This window comes from Achromobacter sp. NPDC058515, from assembly GCF_042721735.1.
Lineage (GTDB): Bacteria > Pseudomonadota > Gammaproteobacteria > Burkholderiales > Burkholderiaceae_B > Achromobacter.
On sequence record NZ_JBHXNI010000009.1, the window covers coordinates 64,955 to 83,757 of the forward strand.

General features: G+C 66.3%; 15 protein-coding genes. 5 read left to right on the plus strand and 10 right to left on the minus strand.

From position 1 onward, the window contains the following. Positions 1–9: 9 nt before the first annotated feature. From ACFWP0_RS16765 to ACFWP0_RS16810, 10 genes are read right to left on the minus strand one after another with little or no spacing between them, the layout of a single operon-like run. Complete coding sequence (locus ACFWP0_RS16765) at positions 10–1,140, minus strand: glycosyltransferase (protein WP_377843855.1); 1,131 nt, start codon at positions 1,138–1,140, stop codon at positions 10–12. After that, the gene (locus ACFWP0_RS16770) at positions 1,133–2,425 is read right to left on the minus strand and encodes an O-antigen ligase family protein (RefSeq protein WP_377843857.1); all 1,293 of its coding nucleotides are present in this window, start codon (positions 2,423–2,425) and stop codon (positions 1,133–1,135) included. The genes ACFWP0_RS16765 and ACFWP0_RS16770 overlap by 8 nt, the downstream gene beginning before the upstream one ends. A gap of 27 nt (positions 2,426–2,452) precedes the next feature. After that, on the minus strand, positions 2,453–3,355 hold the full coding sequence (locus ACFWP0_RS16775) for a glycosyltransferase family 2 protein (protein WP_377843858.1): 903 nt from the start codon (positions 3,353–3,355) through the stop codon (positions 2,453–2,455). A 20-nt stretch (positions 3,356–3,375) separates the two neighbouring features. Then, complete coding sequence (locus ACFWP0_RS16780; protein WP_377843860.1) at positions 3,376–4,692, minus strand: oligosaccharide flippase family protein; 1,317 nt, start codon at positions 4,690–4,692, stop codon at positions 3,376–3,378. A gap of 32 nt (positions 4,693–4,724) precedes the next feature. Next, the gene (locus ACFWP0_RS16785; protein WP_377843862.1) at positions 4,725–5,678 is read right to left on the minus strand and encodes a GDP-L-fucose synthase family protein; all 954 of its coding nucleotides are present in this window, start codon (positions 5,676–5,678) and stop codon (positions 4,725–4,727) included. Positions 5,679–5,684: 6 nt separating this feature from the next. Continuing rightward, positions 5,685–6,794 carry a GDP-mannose 4,6-dehydratase gene (gene gmd, locus ACFWP0_RS16790; RefSeq protein WP_377843864.1) on the minus strand — a complete coding sequence of 370 codons (1,110 nt, stop codon included), beginning with the start codon at positions 6,792–6,794 and terminating at the stop codon, positions 5,685–5,687. Between the two features lie 10 nt (positions 6,795–6,804). Then, on the minus strand, positions 6,805–7,167 hold the full coding sequence (locus tag ACFWP0_RS16795; RefSeq protein ID WP_377844134.1) for a VanZ family protein: 363 nt from the start codon (positions 7,165–7,167) through the stop codon (positions 6,805–6,807). A 43-nt stretch (positions 7,168–7,210) separates the two neighbouring features. After that, positions 7,211–8,641 carry a mannose-1-phosphate guanylyltransferase/mannose-6-phosphate isomerase gene (locus tag ACFWP0_RS16800; protein WP_377843865.1) on the minus strand — a complete coding sequence of 477 codons (1,431 nt, stop codon included), beginning with the start codon at positions 8,639–8,641 and terminating at the stop codon, positions 7,211–7,213. Positions 8,642–8,646: 5 nt separating this feature from the next. After that, positions 8,647–9,099: a GDP-mannose mannosyl hydrolase gene (locus ACFWP0_RS16805; RefSeq protein ID WP_377844136.1), complete on the minus strand. Its 453-nt coding sequence runs from the start codon at positions 9,097–9,099 to the stop codon at positions 8,647–8,649. A gap of 46 nt (positions 9,100–9,145) precedes the next feature. Continuing rightward, entirely contained in the window at positions 9,146–10,555 is a 1,410-nt protein-coding gene (locus ACFWP0_RS16810; protein WP_377843867.1) for an undecaprenyl-phosphate glucose phosphotransferase, read from the minus strand. A 433-nt stretch (positions 10,556–10,988) separates the two neighbouring features. Between ACFWP0_RS16810 and ACFWP0_RS16815 the strand changes: the two genes are divergently transcribed. The 5 genes from ACFWP0_RS16815 (at position 10,989) to galE (ending at position 18,622) form a co-directional block, all read left to right on the plus strand. After that, a complete protein-coding gene (locus ACFWP0_RS16815; RefSeq protein WP_377843869.1) occupies positions 10,989–12,125 on the plus strand; it encodes a polysaccharide biosynthesis/export family protein in 1,137 nt (378 codons plus the stop codon). Between the two features lie 65 nt (positions 12,126–12,190). Then, positions 12,191–14,452, plus strand: coding sequence for a GNVR domain-containing protein (locus ACFWP0_RS16820; protein WP_377843871.1), 2,262 nt, complete (start codon positions 12,191–12,193; stop codon positions 14,450–14,452). Between the two features lie 21 nt (positions 14,453–14,473). Next, positions 14,474–15,877 carry a phosphomannomutase/phosphoglucomutase gene (locus ACFWP0_RS16825; RefSeq protein WP_377843873.1) on the plus strand — a complete coding sequence of 468 codons (1,404 nt, stop codon included), beginning with the start codon at positions 14,474–14,476 and terminating at the stop codon, positions 15,875–15,877. A gap of 13 nt (positions 15,878–15,890) precedes the next feature. Further along, positions 15,891–17,558 carry a glucose-6-phosphate isomerase gene (gene pgi, locus ACFWP0_RS16830; RefSeq protein WP_377843875.1) on the plus strand — a complete coding sequence of 556 codons (1,668 nt, stop codon included), beginning with the start codon at positions 15,891–15,893 and terminating at the stop codon, positions 17,556–17,558. Between the two features lie 11 nt (positions 17,559–17,569). Then, positions 17,570–18,622 carry a UDP-glucose 4-epimerase GalE gene (galE, locus tag ACFWP0_RS16835; protein ID WP_377843877.1) on the plus strand — a complete coding sequence of 351 codons (1,053 nt, stop codon included), beginning with the start codon at positions 17,570–17,572 and terminating at the stop codon, positions 18,620–18,622. The last annotated feature ends 181 nt before the right edge of the window (positions 18,623–18,803 follow it).

Consider the following 18,803-nt stretch of genomic DNA (forward strand, 5'->3'; position numbering starts at 1 on the left):
CTGTCCTGTTCAGGGCGTGCCGCGCTGCATGAGCGGCTGGAATAGCTCGATGACGTTGCGGCAGTGCCGCTCCAGGGAAAAGGCGTCCGCGCGCTCCGGCCCTTGGGCGGCCAGCTTTTCGCGCATGGCGCCGTCATAGGCGAGGCGCCGCACCGCCTCGGCCAGCGCCGCGGCGTCGCCGACCGGCACCAGCAGGCCGTAGCGGCCCGCGTCCAGGATTTCGGCGGGGCCATGGGGGCAGTCGGTGGAGATCACGGGCACCCCCAGGCACAGCGCCTCCACCAGCACGTTGCCGAAGCTCTCGCGGAGGGATGTGAGGGCGAATGCGCCCGCGCCCGCGATCATCGGAAACGGGTTGTCGATGTGGCCGGCCAGCGTGACCTGGCTGCGCGATGGCTTGTCGTCGATCCGCTTCTGCAGGGCGGCGTGTTCGGACCCTTCTCCCAGGATCGTGAAGGTGATGCCGGGATCGTCCAGCAAGGCGGCTGCGTCGATCAGGGTGGCGTAATCCTTGACGGCCTCAAGCCGGCCCACGGCCACCACGTTTAGCGGCGCCTCCCTGTCGGCGTCGGCTTGACGCCCGGCGCCTTGCCGGCGCACGTTGTCCAGCGGCACGCCGTTGTAGATGGTGTGGACCTTGCCGCGCAGCGGCGGGAACATGCTGACCAGGTCTTCCTTGACGCCGCGCGAGACGCCCACCACTGCGTCGTGGCGGCGATAGGTCTGGCTCACCAGCCAGCACTTCAGGCGCCGCATGCGCGAGGCGCCGTAATGGATGGCCGGACTGCTGTGCTCGAAGGCCACCGTGCTGAAGTTGCCGCGCAGGACCTTCTTGGCCAGCACGACCAGCATATTGCACAGCAGGCCGTGCGAGCAGACGATGGCGGGCTTGTCGCGGCGTATCTGGGCGAGCAGCCGGAAAAAGGCGAGCGGCAGCATGAGCCGCAGCTTGGTTGGCGATTCGATGACGGGCAGGGCGCGGGTGACCTTGGGGTTGGCGATGGGATACTCGCGATTGCGGGAGCGCAGCAGGAACAGGGCGGAATCGACGCCCTGTTCCGGCAAGGCATCCACGATGAAGGCGACGCATCTTCCGACGCCACCGTGCAAGTCTGGCGCGACAAACAGGACATCAGGCATGAGGTATTACTCGCGGTGGCGCCCGGCGCACGGCGTCCGGGCGGTGTCTGGGGGTGGGCGGTTCTTTGCGCGGCACGGGCATGATCTGCGCATTGCGCATCAGGGACAGGCAATAGCACAGCAGGAATCCGGTAAAGGCGGTCTTGGGCGCATAGGCCAGGCCGCCGGACAGCGAATCGATGAAGATGTAGATCGGGGCCGTGGCCAGCAGGTAGCGCCGGTGCATCTCCAGGCCGGGATGCGCGTAGCGCCTGAACAGCGTGAGCAGCAGGATGAGCAGGGGCGGCAGCATGATCATGAACGTGCCCACCACGCCGAACTTCATCAGGTAGAAAGCCCAGGAGTTATGCGCGAACGTGCTGAGCTCGAAGCCGTTTTCGCCCATCACCCAACTGCGGAACCCGGCGCCCTTGCCGAACACGGGGCTTTCCGCGAAGAAGTCCATCTGGCCTTCCATTTCCTGGATGCGCGCGCCGTAGCTTGAATCCTCGTCCAGCTTTTCGACGCTGAAGATGCGGTTGGTCAGCACATCCAGGTAGCCGATGCTGGCGAAGATCAGCACGCCGGCGACCGCCGCGGGCGCAAAGATCAGCACGGCGCGGCGCCGGATTTCGGAGCTGCCCCCGAGCATCACGGCGATCACGACGGAGACCGCAAGCTGCAGGTACTGGCTGCGGTTCAGCGAGAAAACCAGCGCCATCACCATGTACACCGTCAGCGCGTAGGCCTTCGGGCCCGACACGTTCAGCGTGCGCCGGAAGTACAGCAGCGACACCACGCCCATCGGGATGGCCCACACGCCCAGCCGCACGTTGCGCAGCGGATTGGCCACGCTGAAGCCCTGCATCTGTTCCAGCAGCATCAGCGTGGCAACCGCCAGGCAAGCGGCCACGATGTACTTTTGCAGCACCGCGTAGGCGGCCGGACTGTCGATGTCCTTGTAGCAAAGAAAGGGCGTACACAAGAAATAGAACACGATGCGCAGGTCGCGCGCCACGTCGCCGGTCTGGATGCCGGGATGGTCCATGGACACCAGCAGCAGGTAGATCACGGACAGGGTCTGGAAGCCCAGCAGCATGCCCAGCACGCCGCGGGGCAGGGCATAGGCGCTGGGCTCCGCCAGCCTCAGCGCCTTGACCGCCAGCATGGCGACGAACAGCACATCGAAGGGCGAGAGCTTGAAGCTGCCCACGCCCAGGATGAACCGGTCGTCGTTCAGAGCGAGCGCGGTGAACGCGAACATGCCCAGCAGGTGCAGGGTGGAGAAGCGGCGGTGCGGGTTCATTGCGGCTCCATGCGGTGTCGGCCGGTCCTAGTGCGAGGTCCAGTCGTCGCGTCCGAGTATCTTGGTGGTCAGCTTCTCGAACAGGTACGACAGGTCGCCCTGGCGGGCATGGGCGGCCACCTTGGAGGCCCGGCAGGACAGTTCGAACAGCTTGCCCAGGCCGGGCTCGGTGCGCCGGATGCGCGTGACGATCTGCTCGCGCTCTTCCAGCAGCACGTCCTGCATCAGCGCCGTCTTGGTCTCGTCGTGAGCGGTGTAGACGCCCAGCGCATCCGGCACGATCAGGTTCTTGCCCTCGCGCAGCAGGCGGCTCCACAGCTCCAGGTCCATGCAGTAGCGCATGCTCTCCTGCAGCAGGCCGTACTTGCGCAGCAGGTCGCGGCGGAAGATGGCCGACTGGTTGGGAATGGACGCCTTCACCACCGTCAGCGTGCCGCGGTTGACGGGGGTGTAGTGGATCTTGCGGAAGATATGGTTGTCCGCGTCCGCCACGAACAGGTTGCCGCTGACGATGGGCGCGCGGCCGCGCGCCGCCGCCGCGCCCAGCTTGCGCAGCGCGCCGGGGAAGTACAGGTCGTCCGAATTCTGCCAGCCCACATAGTCGCCCGTCGCGCGTTCGAAGCCCTTGTTGATGGCGTGCGACTGGCCGCGGTCCGGCGTGCTTTCCCAGTACGTCAGGTAGCGCTCGTACTTCTTGATGATGTCCACGCTGCCATCGGTGGAGCCGCCGTCGATGATGATGTACTCCAGGCGCGGGTAGCCCTGGTTGAGCACGGACAGGATGGTGCGCTCCAGGAACTTGGCCTGGTTGAACGAGGGGGTCACGATGGTCACTTTGGGCAACAGGCCGCCGGCGATGGGCGCTGGCGGGCGGAGCTCGCGGACGAAGTCGATGAGCTGACGTGAATACTCGTTATGACGCTTGCGCATGTAGGACCTCAGCATGTTGGTTATCGGGTGGCCGCAGGCATGGCGCCCGGGAAGTCGGGGCGGGATTGACGAATGGCGAGTGCCACGCCGGCCAGCGTGATCGCCGCGTAGGCCATGCGGCCCCAAGCCGCGGCGTGCTCCCCTGCCGCGTGTACCAGCCCCGCCATGACGCACAGCATCGCCAGCCCGCCCAGGCCGTTCAGGATGGCGACGGCCCGGGAATTTCCGAGCCCAAGCAGGGAGAAATGCGCTGCGGCGTTCAGGGACAGCAGGCCTGACGCCACGATGAGCAGCTGGAAGGTGCCGAGATGGCCGGTGGCGACGTTGGCGCCCAGCAGCAGGTTCAGCAGCGGATGGCTGACCGCCAGCACCGCCAGCGTGGCGCCGGCCGACAGGGCCAGGTTCCACAGCATCATGCGGCGGATCTCGCGTTCGGCGGCGCCCGGAAACGGCGGCGACACGGACAGGCGGCTGATGCGCGGCATGGCCTTCTGGAAGATGGCGACCGCGGCGGTATGGATGATCTGGCCGACCTGCACGCCGACCGTGTAGATGGCCAGCGCGGCCGGGCCCATCAGGCTGCCGACCAGCACCCGGTCCACCGAGCCGAAGGCCAGCGCGCTCAGGCTGTTCAGCCACGACCAGCGCGAGAATTTGAATGCGTCCATCATGGCGCCGCGGTCGCGCACGGGGCGCACCAGCACGCGGCCGTAGGCGCGGGAGAAGACGCGCATCTTTACGGTGCCGGCCAGCAGCAGGCCGAAGGCCTGGGCCAGGCCCGTCCAGGTGGGCGATGCGGTCAAGGAGGCCGCCGCGCAGGCCAGCGCCATCGTGCCGGCTCGGCTGAAGACCTCGCACAGCGCGGTGGCGCGAAAGTCCTCGCGGCCCTTCAGGCATCCCGAGAAGAGCTGGTCATACTGCTGCGTCAGGTAGATGGCCAGCGCCGGCATGGCCAGCATGGTCACCGCCACGCCGCCGAATGTGGCCGCGGGCCATCCCAGGCCGACCACGCCCCACAGCAGCACGGCCGCCAGGGTCACGACCGCCAGCGCGCAGCCGATCAGCGACATGCTGACGCCGGCCGCGCGGTAGGCGCCGCCCGGCTCGTGCATGCGTTCGGACACCAGCTTGGTCGCCGTCACCGCCGCGCCCAGGTTGGCCGCGTTGCCGAAGCCGGCCAGCGCGATGATCATGGAATACTGGCCAAAGCCCACCGTTCCCAGCTGCCGGAACAGGATGGGCAAGGCCACCAGCGCGGCGACGGGGCCGATGCCGTATTCGACCAGCCCCCAGAAGGAGGCGTTGCCGGCGATGTGTTTCCTTACGAATCCAAGCATCGGGAACCCCGTCGGTCATGCTGGCGCGGCCGTCAGGCCACGGGCAGCGCGTGTTGAGTGCGCTCGCGCAGGAAATGCCCGTAGGCCAGCGTGATGCCGTGCGTCAGCGAAATCTCCGGCCTCCAGCCCAGCGACTGCACGCGCGACGAATCCATCAGCTTGCGCGGCGTTCCGTCGGGCTTGCCGTTGTCGTAGACGATGTTGCCGCCGTAGCCCACGACGCGCGCCACCAGCTGCGCCAGGTCGGCGATGGAGATGTCCTTGCCGGCGCCGATGTTGTAGATGCCCTCGGCGTCCGGATGCTCCATCAGCATGACGCAGGCCTGCGCCAGGTCGTCCACGTACAGGAACTCGCGCAGCGGCGTGCCCGTGCCCCAGATGGTCACGCTTTCCTGCCCGGCCTCGCGGCCTTCATGGAACTTGCGGATCAGGGCGGGAAGCACATGGCTGCTGTGCAGGTCGTAGTTGTCGTGCGGGCCATACAGATTGGTCGGCATGGCGCAGATGAAGCGCGCGCCATACTGGCGCTGGTAGGCCTCGCACAGTTTCAGGCCCGCGATCTTGGCGATCGCGTAGGGCTCGTTGGTGGCTTCCAGCGGACCGGTCAGCAGGGCGTCTTCGCGGATCGGCTGCGGCGCCTCGCGGGGGTAGATGCATGACGAACCCAGAAACAGCAGCTTGCGCACGCCGGCCGCATAGGCGGCGCGGATCACGTTGCACTGGATCATCAGGTTCTTGTAGAGGAAGTCCACCGGATGCGTCTGGTTGGCCAGGATGCCGCCCACCTTGGCGGCCGCCAGATACACCACGTCGACCGGCGTGGTCGAGAAGAAGCGGTGCACCTGGTTCTGGTTCTCCAGGTCCAGCTCCTCCCGGCTGCGGGTCAGCACGTTGGGGTAGCCGCGGCGGTGCAGTTCGCGGGTGATCGCCGCGCCCACCATGCCGCGGTGGCCGGCGACAAACACGCGTTGGTCCAGGTTCGTCATGTCGGACTACTCCTTGTAGGCGTAGATTTCGTAGCCGTTCTGTTCGACTAGCGCATCGCGCCGCGCGTCCTTCAGATCGCTTTCCACCATTTCCTTGACCAGCTGCGCGAACGAGGTGCGCGGCGACCAGCCGAGCTTTTCGCGCGCCTTGGTGGGATCGCCCAGCAGGGTTTCGACTTCCGTCGGGCGGAAGTAGCGCGGGTCCACGCGCACGATGACCTGGCCGGGCTTGACGTCGTGAACCGGCGAAAAGAGCACGGTCGCGGTCTCTTCCAGGCCTTCGCCTTCCCAGGCCAGCAGGATGCCCAGCTCGCGCGCGGCGGTATTGATGAACTCGCGCACGCTGTACTGCATGCCGGTGGCGATGACGTAGTCTTCCGGCGTGTCCTGCTGCAGCATCAGCCACTGCATTTCGACGTAGTCGCGGGCGTGGCCCCAGTCGCGCAGCGCGGACAGGTTGCCCAGGTACAGGCATTCCTGCAGCCCCAGCACGATGCGCGCCAGGCCGCGGGTGATCTTGCGCGTGACGAAGGTTTCGCCGCGCTTGGGCGATTCGTGGTTGAACAGGATGCCGTTGCACGCGTACATGCCATAGGCTTCGCGGTAGTTCACGCTGATCCAGTAGGCGTACAGCTTGGCCGCCGCATACGGGCTGCGCGGATAGAACGGCGTCGTTTCCTTTTGCGGCGTTTCCTGCACCAGCCCGTAGAGCTCGGAGGTGGACGCCTGGTAGAAGCGCGACTTGTTCTCCAGCTTCAGGATGCGGATGGCTTCAAGCAGGCGCAAGGTGCCCAGTCCGTCGGCGTTGGCCGTGTATTCCGGCTCCTCGAACGAGACGCCCACGTGGCTCTGCGCGGCCAGGTTGTAGATCTCGTCGGGCTGCACCGACTGGACGATGCGGATCAGGCTGCACGAGTCGGTCATGTCGCCGTGGTGCAGGACGAAATTGCGGGGCTGGTCGTGCGGATCCTGGTACAGATGGTCGATGCGCGCGGTATTGAACAGCGAAGCACGCCGCTTGATGCCGTGGACCTCATAGCCCTTGGCCAGCAGAAACTCCGCCAGATAGGCCCCGTCTTGGCCAGTAACGCCGGTAATCAGTGCCCGTTTTGGCATGGTTGTGTCCTTAAGACTTAGTGACTGCACGAAAGGAGCCGAAGGCTGCGGTACCAATGTGCAATGAGATTACTGTTGCACCAGCCGCTAAGATATCGGCCAAAAGGTCTAATAATTCAGCCTGTCGGTAGGGAAAAAAGGACTGGATTGCTTCATCCAGCGCGGCCAGGGCGGTGGCCGCCAACATGGCCGTCAGGGCCGGGCGCCGGTTGACCGAGACGTAGATGAGCCCGGTCAGGAAGGCGTAGGCCGCCAGGTGCAGGCGCTTGTCGCCAAAGGCGTCCGACATGTCCGCCGCCAGCCCGGGCAGGTTGCCCACCGTCACCAGGACGGCGAAGAACAGCGCCGCCACGGGCAGGCAGATGCGGGCCATGCCCGGGCGCCAGAATGGCTTGTCTTCGCTGTACCGCCCGTGGTCAGACACGGCCATACATATCCTGGAAGCGGACGATGTCATCCTCGCCCAGATACGCGCCCGACTGCACCTCGATGATCTCCAGGGGGATCTTTCCCGGGTTCTCCAGGCTGTGGACCTCGCCCAGCGGGATATAGGTCGACTGGTTCTCCGTCAGCAGGTACTGCTTGTCGCCGTTGTAGATGCGCGCCGTGCCCGACACCACGATCCAGTGCTCGGCCCGGTGGTGGTGCATCTGCGAGGACAGGCGCGCGCCCGGCTTGACCGTGATGCGCTTGACCTGGTAGCGCGGCCCCTGGCCCACCGAGTCGTAGGAACCCCAAGGCCGCTGCACCTCGCGATGGTGGTTGAGCTCCGACCGGTGCTGAGTCTTGAATATCTCGACCAGCCGCTTGACGTCCTGGGAGCGCGACTTGTGCGCCACCAGCACGGCATCGGCCGTTTCGATGACCACAATGTCGTCCAGGCCCACCGAGGCGACCAGCCGGCTGGTGGAGTGGATCAGGCAATTGCGCGAGTCCTCCACCATGACGTCGCCGGTGGTGGAGTTGCCTTCCAGGTTCTTCTGGGCGATGCCCCAGACCGCGTCCCATGCGCCGACGTCGCTCCAGGAGGCCGCCAGCGGAATGACCACGGCGCTGTCGGTGCGTTCCATGATGGCGTAGTCCATCGAGTCGCTGGGGCAGGCCTCGAACGAGGGGCCGTCCAGGTGGAACAGTGCGTTTTCCCCGTGGCCCGTGGCCACGGCGGCCTGCACCTGCTCCAGGATCTTGGGCGCCAGCCGCGCCATCTCGGACAGGAACACGGAGGCCTGGAAGGCGAACATGCCGCTGTTCCAGTAGTAGCCGCCGTCCTCGATGAAGCGCTGCGCGACTTCCGGCGACGGTTTTTCGACAAAGCGGCGCACGCGCCGCGCGGGCGCCATGGCGCCGGGCTCCTCCGCCTGGATGTAGCCGTAGCCGCTGAGCGGGGCGGTGGGCGTAATCCCGAACGTCACCAGCGCGCCCTGGCGGGCGGCCTGGTAGGCCTCGGCGAACGCCGCGCTGAGCACCTCGCCGTCCTCCAGCACATGGTCCGACGGCATGATGAGCATGATGGGGTCCTCGCCGTCGCGCATGGCGCGCAGCGTGGCCGCGGCGATGGCCGGCGCGGTGTTGCGCGCAAACGGCTCCAGGATCACTTCCACGTCCTTGATGCCCAGCTCCAGGGCCTGCTCCGCGGCGATGTAGCGGTGCGCGTCGTTGCACACGAGCGTGGGCCTGGCCTCGGCGCCCGCCGCGCCCAGGCGCCGCAGGGTGTTCTGCAGGAGGCTGCGGTCATCGGTCAAACGGATGAACTGCTTGGGCAGCAGTTCGCGCGACAGCGGCCACAGGCGCGAGCCTGATCCGCCGCAGAGTATGACTGCCCGGTACGGGGGAGGGGGATTGGTCATGGCGCTCACTCCTTGAAGTAGGCCTGGGTGTACGGATGCACGCCGGGGTCGGCGGCGATCACTTCCGCGGGCAGCCAGCGGTAGCTGTCGTGCTGGGCCAGGGGAAGGCTTGCGGTATCCAACGAAAGCTCGGCCTCGTAGGCGAGGACGACGTAGTGGGTGGAGCGTCCGGCTTCACCCGCGAAATTGGTGCCATAGAAATGCTCGTACACGCCGCGCGGCTTCCATGCCGCTTCGGGCACGGACAGGCCCAGCTCGTCCTGGACGATGCGGCGCAGCGCGTCGCGCAGGGACTCGTTCTTCCGGATGCGGCCGCCGGGCACGAACCAGGCGCCCTGGGCCGGCGGGTTCGCGCGCAGGCCGGTCAGGTAGTGGCCGTCGCGGTCGCGCAGCAGCAGGTCGATCGACACCAGGGGCAGCATCTCCACCGCCTGGCGGAAGTCCGCCCGGGCCAGCACGCCGCCGCGCACCGCCGGCGCCTCCCGCACGGGCCATCCCAACGGCTTAGTAGACATTGCGGCCCGTCCATCCGGAGAACGCCGTGCGGGCGATGATCAGCAGGTCCATCCTGAACGTCCAGTGCTGGATGTAGTAGATGTCGTGCTCGACGCGATCGCTCATCTTGCGCAGCGTGTCGGTCTGCCCGCGAAAGCCGTTGACCTGCGCCCATCCGGTGATGCCGGGCTTGACGCGGTGGCGCATCATGTAGCGCTGCACCAGGTCCTTGTACATTTCGTTGTGCTCCAGCGCGTGGGGCCGCGGGCCGACAACGGACATGTCGCCCATCAGCACGTTCAGGAACTGCGGCAGCTCGTCCAGGCTGGTGCGCCGCAGGAAGCCGCCGATCCGCGTGATGCGGTTGTCGTTGCGGGTGGCCTGCGTGACCACGCCATGCTCCTGGTGCACGGTCATGGTGCGGAACTTGTAGACATGGAACACCTTGCCGTCCACGCCCAGGCGAGGCTGGGTGAAGAAGACCGGGCCGCGCGACGTCGCCTTGACCAGCAGGGCCACGGTCAGCATGACGGGCAACAGCCCGATCAGCGCGCAGAGGGCGAAGCCGCGGTCAAAGACTTCCTTGGCCCAGCCGCGCACGCCGGCCGCCGGCAGGCTGTTGAGCTGGATGGCGGGCAGGCCCAGGAACTCGCCGATGCGGTGGCCGAGCAGCTGGATGGACATCACGTCGGGAATCCAGCGGATATCCACCAGGTCGTTGCGCAGGTGGTAGAGCACTTCGCGCAGTTCCTGGCCAGCCTCCATCGGCAGCACGATCCAGATCTCGCGCACATTGTTCTCATGCACGAAGGCGTGCAGGTTGTCGAGGTCCTGCAGGCGGCGCACTTGCGGCGGCAGGATTTCGTGCGGCTCCGCATAGATGCCGGCCACCTCGTAGCCGGCTTCCCGGTACTTCTCGACGCGGCGCCACAGGTCGTGGCCCAAGGCGCCGAAGCCCACCAGCAGCACGCGCTTCTTGTTCAGCCCGCGGTCGCGCGCGGCGCCCAGCGCCGCATAGACGGCGATGCGCACCCCGGCCAGGGCCAGCGCCGCCGTGCCGAACCAGGTAGCCGCCCATATGCGGGATACCGCTCCGGTCTGGTGCATGAGAAAACTGACGAATATTCCCAGCGCGAAAACGGTGGCCCACGCGGCTAGGCTGCGCACCACCAGGTCGGTCAACAGGCGGCCGCGCCAGGACACGTACAGACGGAAGGCCGGGAAGATGGCGATCACGCCCAGGCCGCACAGATAGATCAGGAACAAATGAATCTGCGGGGGATCGACCACGGCGTCGTCCGAGAATTTCAAGCCGGTGGCAGTCAGGCCGCAGGCAATGACGATCGCGGCGTCGAGCAAGCGATAGAGATAGCTTGCCGCGCTGAACTTTGTCGACGTGTCCGTTTGGGACGGGTCCATCACTCGCTCCTGTTCATGTGGAGTCGGCCTTCGCGCAGTCTTTCAACACGTACTCCACGTGAAAAAAATGCTCTGGCTCGGGCGACATTGCGCGCCTCCCGAATGGAGGCATTGCGCGATATAAAACTAGAGCCTGCGAAGAGCGAAAGACATCAGACCTGTCAGATTTCAAGGCCCGCATGCCGCAGCTATCATGGCGATCCCCTCGACCTGACTTGCTTGCAACCAGCAAGAAAAGTGCAGTGCCGCAAAGCATGTGGCCACCGACAAAATCTTATTGAGTGCGCGGTTTACCCGAAACCTCCAAACGATGTAGGAGAAGGCTTAGGACATCCGTCGAATGTGCGGGGCCGAGAAAAGAGAGTGGAATGTCGCAACCCGTTACGCATCGGGCTCCTTTCCAAGCAACGAAGTCATTCACAGTGGATTTGCCATGACTACATTTTTCGGAACGTTGAGCCGAGCCATAGCCGCTATCGCGCTCGTGTCGTCGCTGGGCGCTTGCGCCCTCTCTCCCGGTATGACCTTCAATGCCAATCAGCTCGCGGATCCGCTGGATCCCAACTCGAAGGCAGTCATCAAGGAGATCACGCCAACCCTGGTTCTCGAGGACCAGCGCGCGCGGCAGGCGCTGCTTGACAACGAGGGCATCGATCATCTGTTTGGCAAGCCGGGGCCCTACCTCATCGGGCCGGGGGACATCCTCTCGATCGTCGTGTGGGATCACCCCGAGCTCGTGCTTCCGACGCAAACCTACGCCATTGGGTCTGGGGCAACGGAACTAGCTATTGGGGATACCGCCTCGGGCATTCCGGGCTATACGGTCTCATCCACTGGATATATCCAATTTCCGTATACCGGACTGCTGAAAGTGGCGGGGTTGACGGAACTTCAGGCTCGCAATCTCATAGTCAATAGTTCGAGCAAGTACATCCAGGACCCGCAGATCACCGTACGCGTTCTGGGATATCGCAGCAAGCGCATCTACGTCGACGGCGAGGTGACGACGCCGGGGACGGTCGCGATCAACGATGTCCCTATGACCCTGTTGGAAGCGATCAACAGGGCCGGCGGCATTTTGCCGACCGGAGACCGCAGCGCGGTCTACGTGATCCGCGACGGCCGGCGTACTCGCGTGAACCTGCCTGCGTTGATCGAGCGCGGCCAGGATTTGAACCAGGTGATGCTGAAGGCGGGAGACATCGTGAGAGTCACATCGCGAGACGACAGCAAGGTGTTCGTGATGGGCGAAGTGTTCATACCCGGAGCGCCGGTGATGCGTGACGGGCGCATGTCGTTGACGGAAGCGCTGGGTGTGTCGGGGGGGCCTAACCAGCTGAGTTCAGATCCGTCGCAGGTGTTTGTCGTTCGCAGCACGGAGCAGGCGACGCCGCTGGTGTTCCACCTGAACGCCGGTTCGCCGCAAGCCCTTGCCGTGGCGGAGAAATTCGAGTTGCAACCTAAAGACGTCGTGTTCGTGGATTCGGCCGGCCTGGTGCGGTGGAACCGCTTCATCAGCAATCTTTTCCCGAGCGCGCAAACGGTACAGACCGTCAGGTCCATCGATTAGTCCGTCTCAAAACCACCCCTTTGGGGGCGCCGCAACCGCCGCGGCGCCCTCTCTTGGAGAGCTGCATGTCGTTGCCTATCGAATCGTTCGAGCCGCCAGTCCCGGCCCGTCAGCAGGAAACCCCCCTGTCGTCCCACGTGGACGCCATTTTTTCCAACCGGTGGATGATCATCGCGATCACCATGATCGCTTTGCTCGGCGCCCTGGCCTACGTGATGGTGACGCCCGCCGTCTACTCGGCCGACATCATCGTGCAAGTCGAGGAGGAGTTGCCCGGCGGGCAGGCGCGCAGCCTGCTGGGCGACGTGTCGTCGATGTTCGATACCAAGGCGGAGACCTCCGGCGAAATGGAAGTGCTGCGTTCGCGGATGGTCGTCGGCCCCGCCGTCGACAAGTTCCTCTTGTACATCCACGCCAAGCCGCGCTATTTCCCGGTGGTGGGAGAATGGCTGGCGCAGCGTTATGAAAGCCTGCCGTATCCGTCGAGCTTTCCGCGCGGCGGCTACGCCTGGGGCGGAGAAGCCATCGCGATCTCGCAGCTGGACGTGCCCAACGAGTGGCTGGGCAAGCCCTTTCGCCTGACCGCGCTGGGAGAAGGGCGCTACACCTTGAGCGACAAGCTCACCGGCGCCACCTTCACCGGCACGGTCGGCAAGCCCGAGCATTTCCTGCTGCCGGGCGGAGGCGCGATGGACGTGCACGTCGACGCGCTTGCGGGCCGTCCGGGCACCGAGTTCACCGTGTCGCGCAGCTCGCGCCTGGCGGCGATCGAGAACGTGCAGTCGCACATGGGGATCTTCGAGCGGGGTCGCGCGTCGGGCGTGATCGGCGTCACGCTGGAAGGCAACGATCCCGCGCTGACCACCGCGGTCCTGAACCAGATCGGCCAGGAGTACGTGCAGCAGAACGTGAACCGCAAGTCCGCGCAGGCCGAGAAGTCGCTGGTGTTCCTGGAGCAGCAGCTGCCCCAGCTCAAGGGCGAGCTGGACGCCGCCGAAACCAAGTACAACGCCTTGCGCAACAAGCGCGGCACGATCGACCTGAGCGAAGAGGCCAAGCTCATCCTGGCGCAGTCGGTGGACGCCCAGACCAAGGTGATGGAGCTGCGTTCCAAGCGCCAGGAGCTGATCACGCGCTTTGCGCCGACGCACCCGAGCATCGTCGGCATCGACCGCCAGATCGCTTCGCTGACGGGCGACGTGAACCGCATCGGCAACAACATCAAGCAGCTGCCCGACCTTGAGCAGGACGTGGTGCGCCTGGTGCGCGACGTGCGGGTCAACACCGAGCTGTACACGGCGCTGCTCAACAACGCCCAGCAGCTCAAGCTGATCCGCGCCGGCAAGGTGGGCAACGTGCGCATCCTGGATGCGGCCGTGCAGCCCGACAAGCCGGTGCGCCCCAAGGCCGCGATCATCATCGGCGTGGCCACGGCGATCGGCCTGATCTTCGGCATCCTGTGCGCCTTCGTCCGCAACGCGCTGTTCGGCGGCCTGTCGGAGCCCGAGGACGTCGAGCGCCATACCGGCCTGCCGGTGCTGGCCGCCATTCCCTACAGCGACATGCAGGACAAGCTGTGGCGCCGCAGCCGGCGCAAGAACGCCACCGTGCCGGCGCTGCTGGCGCAGAGCCAGGGCAACTCGCCTCCCATAGAAAGCCTGCGGTCCTTCCGCAACGTGCTGCAGGCGTCGCTGCGCCAGTCCGCCAACAACATGGTCATGTTCACCGGTCCGGTGGCGGGCGTGGGCAAGTCGTTCCTGTCGGCAAACTTCGCCTTCATCCAGGGCGGCGTGGGCAAGCGAGTGCTGCTGATCGACGCCGACTTCCGCAAGGGTCAGCTCAACCGCTACTTCGGCGTGCCCAAGGAAGACGGCCTGTTCGAAGTGCTGTCGGGCACGATCCCGCTGACCCGCGTCAGAAAGCACAGCGTGTCCGAGGGCGTGGACTTCATCGCCACGGGCGCCGTCACCTTCGATCCTTCCGAACTGCTGGCCTCGCCGGTATTCGGCGAGACCCTGCGCGAGCTGGCCACCCAATACGACATGGTGATCCTGGACACGGCGCCCGTGCTGTCGTCTCCGGACGCGGCCGTGGTGGGCACGCATGCGGCGGCGGTGATGGTGGTGGTGCGTTCCGGCATGAACACGGTGGGCGAGATCCGGGAAACGGCCAAGCGCCTGATCCAGGCCGGCGCGCCCGTGGACGGCGTGGTCTTCAACGGTCTCAAGCTCCTGCCGGAACGCTTCGGCTTCCGGTCCAAGTACGGCGGTTATCGATACTCCCGTGCGGCGTACTACGGCGATTTCAAGCAGAACGGTCCCAAGTGAACGCCACCCGGAGAAACTGGCATGCACGGAACTTTTGGCTGGGACACCCCGCAAATTCTGGATGCGGTTTTCAAGGCTTATGACATACGCGGCACGGTGCCGGACGAGATCGACGCAAGGTTCGCGCACAGCCTGGGCATGGCGGTGGGCGCCCGGGCGCGCGAACAGGGGGCGCGCTCCATCGTGGTGGGGCGCGACGGCAGGCTGAGCAGCGTGGAGCTGGCGGCCGCGCTGCAGGCCGGCCTGCGCTCGGCGGGCATGCATGTCATCGATATCGGCATGGCGACCACGCCGATGGTGTATTTCGCGACCCGCCTCATGGACACGGGCGCCGGCATCGCGGTCACGGGCAGCCACAATCCGCCCGCGCACAACGGCTTCAAGGTTGTGCTGGAAGGCGCGTCGCTCTATGGCGAGGGCATCACGGCGCTGCGCGACGCGATGCGCCTGCCGATCGAGTCGGCAAGCGTGGCCGGCGGCCGCACGCAGATGCAGATCATGCCCTGCTATGCGGCGCGCTTGGTCGGCGACATCCGCATGGCGCGGCCCATGAAGATCGCGATCGACTGCGGCAGCGGCGTGGCGGGCGCGGTGGCGCCGGCGCTGTTTCGCGCGCTGGGCTGCGAAGTGACCGAGCTGTTCTGCGAAGTGGACGGCTCCTTCCCGGGCCACCACCCGGACCCCGCCGATCCGCACAACCTGCAGGACCTGATCTATTGCCTGCGCTATTCCGACTGCGAGGTCGGCCTGGCGTTCGATGGCGACGGCGACCGGCTCGGCGTAGTGACGAAGTCGGGGCAGATCATCTGGCCGGACCGCCAGCTCATCCTGTTTGCCCGCGACGTGCTGGCGCGCAACCCGGGCGCCGAGATCATCTACGACGTCAAGTGCAGCCGCCATGTGGCGCGCGCGATCACCGAGGCCGGGGGCAAGGCCACGATGTGGAAGACAGGACATTCCCTGATCAAGGCCAAGATGCGCGAGTCGGGAGCGCTTCTTGCTGGGGAGATGAGCGGCCATATTTTCTTCAGGGAGCGCTGGTACGGCTTTGACGACGGCATTTACGCCGCCGCGCGCCTGCTGGAGATCCTGTCGGCGGCGCCGGACCCGTCGGCCTTGCTGGAAGGCTTGCCGCAGTCCTGCGCCACGCCTGAAATAAAGCTGGAGACCGCCGAAGGCGAGAGCGTTGAGCTGGTGAAGGCGCTGCGCGAGCACGGGGAATTCCCGGGCGCCGTGTCGATCAACGATCTGGACGGTATCAGGGTGGACTACGCCGACGGCTTCGGCCTGGCGCGTCCGTCCAATACCACGCCGACGGTGGTACTGCGGTTTGAAGGAGACACCGTGGCCGCACTGGCCCGAATCGAGGAGGACTTCCGCAAAGCGTTCAGGCGCATTGCACCTCATGTTCGTTTACCGTTCTAAGGAGCATCACGCGATGGGAAAGGCTCAACATGCGATTGAGGCGTTAAGGGCGAACTCCGGCCTGTCGGAAAGCCCGGAGTGGGTGGCTTTTGCGCAGGCCGCGCAAGGCGCCGCACTGGATGCCGGCGCGCTGAAGGTCATCGAGGCGGCGGGGTTGTGCGTGGACCTGACGATGCAGCGCCAGTCCTCGGCGCTGGATGCCGCGGCGCTCGCGCTGTTGCAGGCGCGCGGCGTGGCGGATGCGCGCCATGCGCTTTTTTCCGGGGAACCGGTCAACTGGACCGAAGGCAAGCCCGCATGGCACACCGCGCTGCGCGCGGGGCGCACGCGCGAGCAGCCGGACGGACAGGACGCGGATTCTGTTTGCGAATATTCGCGCATGACCGACTTCGTGCGGCGCGTGGACCAGAGCGCGGATTTCTCGACCGTGCTGCACATCGGCATCGGCGGCAGCGACTGGGGCCCGCGCCTGGCGATCCAGGCGTTCGGCGGCCCGTTGCAGCGCCGCCAGATCCGCTTCGTGTCCAACATCGACGGGCATGCCTTCCATGACGCCGTGGCCGGGCTGGACCCGCGCCGCTGCCTGGTGGTCGTGTCCTCGAAGTCGTTCACCACGGCCGAAACCCTGCACAACGCGCGCGCCGCCATCGCCTGGCTCAAGCAGGGCGGCGTGGCCGACGTGTCGGACCACCTTGCCGCGGTCACCGCCAATGTGCCGGCCGCCAGGGCGCTGGGCGTGCCGTCCAGCCAGGTCTTCAAGATGTGCGACTGGGTGGGCGGGCGCTATTCGGTCTGGTCGGTGGCGGGCCTGTCCATCGCGCTGACGGTCGGGGCCGACGTGCTGATCGGCATGCGCGCGGGCGCGGAAGCGATGGACCAGCATTTCCAGCAGGCGCCTTTCGCGTCGAACGCGCCGATCCAGCTGGCATTGTCCGGTCTCGTGAACTGCAGCGTGCTGGGGCACAACTCGCTGAACATCGCGGCCTACAGCGCTCGCATGCTGCATCTGGTCACCTACCTGCAGCAGCTGGAAATGGAATCGCTGGGCAAGCGGGTCGCGGGCGACGGCGCCGCGGTCGGCGTGCCGACGGCCCCCATCATCTGGGGCATGCCCGGCACCGACGGCCAGCACACCTTCTTCCAGTGGCTGCACCAGAGCGAGGACGGCGCGCCCGTGGACTTCATCGCCAGCCTGCAGGGCCACGCGGACAGCCCGGACGCGCATCGCATGCTGCTGGCCAACTGCCTGGCGCAGCGCCAGGCCCTGTTGCGCGGCAAGTGCCTGGAGCAGGCCTTGCTGGACGTGGCGCACATCGACGACCAGGAGCGCGCGCTGAGCCTGGCCCAGCACATGGTGCATCCGGGCGGACGGCCCTCCACGCTGATCGTGCTGCGCCAGCTCGACCCGCGCGGGCTGGGCGCGCTGCTTGCCCTGTATGAACACAAAGTGTTCGTGCAGAGCGTGGTCTGGGGCATTAACCCGTTTGACCAATGGGGCGTGGAACTGGGCAAGCGGCTGGCCACCGGCATCGAGCGCGAGCTTGCCGTGCCGGTCTCGGCGGGCGTGGTGGATTGGGGGCACGACGCTTCCACGTCCTACTGGATCGACCGCTATCGCGGCCACGCGCAGGCCCCGCGCTCGCGGCATGCCTGGGTGCCTGGCATGGCGGCGCATCTGTGACGGGGGCGGGCATGCCGGACACGCATGTGCTGGTGACCGGCGGCGCGGGCTATATCGGCACGCACACGCTGGTGGCGATGCTGGCAGCGGGCCAGCGGCCACTGGTGCTGGACAATTTCAGCAACGGCAGCCGCGAGGCCGTGCGCCGCGTGGAGCGGCTCTGCGGAGCCCGGATCCCGCTGGTCGAAGGCGACATCCGCACGCCGGGCCTGATCGGGTCGGTGCTGGCCGACTCGGCGGGCCGTGGCATGCCGGTGCGGGCGGTGCTGCACCTGGCGGGCTGCAAGGCGGTGGGCGAATCCGTGGCGGACCCGCTCAAGTACTACGACAACAACGTCAACGGCTCCCTGGTCCTGCTGCGCGCCATGCGGGAGGCGGGCGTGTCGCGGCTGGTGTTCAGCTCGTCGGCCACCGTCTATGGAGAACCGCGCTACCTGCCGTTCACCGAAGCGCATCCGCTGGCGCCGACCAATCCCTATGGCCGCACCAAGCTGATGGTGGAAGAGATGCTGCGCGACGTTTGCGCGGCGGACCCCGCCTTCAGCGCGGTCACGCTGCGCTACTTCAATCCCATCGGCGCGCATCCCAGCGGGCAGATCGGCGAAAGCCCGCGGGACCTGCCGAACAATCTCTTTCCGTTCATCACGCAGGTGGCGGTGGGACGCCAGCCCTTCCTGCGGGTATTCGGCAACGACTACGACACGGCCGACGGCACCGGCGTGCGGGACTATCTGCACGTCATGGACCTGGCGCAGGGCCATGTGCAGGCCCTGTCCTACTCGGAGGGCCAGGCGGGCTTCGTGGCGGTCAACCTGGGCACCGGGCAGGGCACCAGCGTGCTGGAGCTGGTGCGCGCGTTCGAACGGGTCAACGGCTGCGAGATCCCCACGCGCACGCTGCCCCGGCGGGCGGGCGATGTCGAGCGCATGTGGGCCGATCCGGCGCTGGCCAGGTCCTTGCTGGGGTGGCGCAGCACGCACGATGTGGAGTCCATGTGCGCCGACGGCTGGCGCTGGCAGCGGGGCAATCCGCAGGGATACGAGGCGGACCCGGCCGCGGCATAACCCCAACGCCATGTCGGATGGATTCCAGGAAAGGCGCGCGAGCGGTTACAGTTGACGAGAATATTGCGTAGCAACATTGCCCCGGCGGTCCGGCCGCCGGGGCAATGCACCGTCAGCGAGGCACTCCCATGTTTGATTTCCATCCGTATGCCGGAATTGCCGGCGCCCAACCGGGGCTCTG